The sequence below is a fragment of the Bartonella sp. MU70NMGDW genome (genome assembly GCF_042194085.1).
GTDB classification, from domain to species: domain Bacteria; phylum Pseudomonadota; class Alphaproteobacteria; order Rhizobiales; family Rhizobiaceae; genus Bartonella; species Bartonella grahamii.
The window spans coordinates 1-655 of record NZ_JBHIMK010000544.1; the positions used below are offsets into that span (position 1 = coordinate 1).

Annotated in this window: 2 pseudogenes; one reads left to right on the plus strand and one right to left on the minus strand. The window is 31.0% G+C overall.

Going from position 1 to position 655, the window contains the following annotated elements:
- Positions 1-80 (minus strand): annotated as a pseudogene (locus tag ACFIKE_RS12070) (DNA polymerase III subunit chi); the annotation flags it as partial.
- A gap of 408 nt (positions 81-488) precedes the next feature.
- On the opposite strand from ACFIKE_RS12070, the pseudogene ACFIKE_RS12075 reads away from it, so the two are divergent.
- Positions 489-655 (plus strand): annotated as a pseudogene (locus tag ACFIKE_RS12075) (LPS export ABC transporter permease LptF); the annotation flags it as partial.

The window sequence follows — 655 nt, forward strand, 5'->3', positions numbered from 1 at the left end:
CGAGCCAATGCACGCTCTACAAGCGTCGGCAAAATATCCTTCAGCGTTGACTGCGTCAAATGATAGAATAAAATATCCAACCTCTTAAGCCTTCATCATTCTTTATAAAAAAGTTAACATCTTTTTAGAAAAACTTCTACATCCCTAATACAAATGAAATGGTTCAATATATAAACCATCTTTTTTAATTGAGATGCATCACCTTTTTGCACGTGTCCTTTAAAAGACAAAAATTTTTATTTTCAACGTTAATAAAAAAGTTTTTTAAGTTATTTTCTAGATCCTTCTGGATTCTTTGTAGACTATAGTTGAAAATAAAATATAATGTACGGAAAATTTAAAGAGGACCTCATAGGCAATTTTATATTATTTATTTGGTAAAAATATCCAATTCATGAAAGGATATCTTTTCAAACTTTATTACATTTTAACCGAAAGCAGTAAAAATATTTGCTATCGAATTAAAAACTGAGGATTTTCCCCAATTTATGCGTATTATTGAGTTCTACATCCTGAAACGTGTCCTTGTTGTGTTTAGTTCTGTCATGATTGCAGCAGTGGGCGTTAGTTGGACTATACAAATTCTTGCACGGATAAACTTTCTCACAACAAGTAAACAAACACTCCTCACAGTCTTACAATTTTCACTCTCATT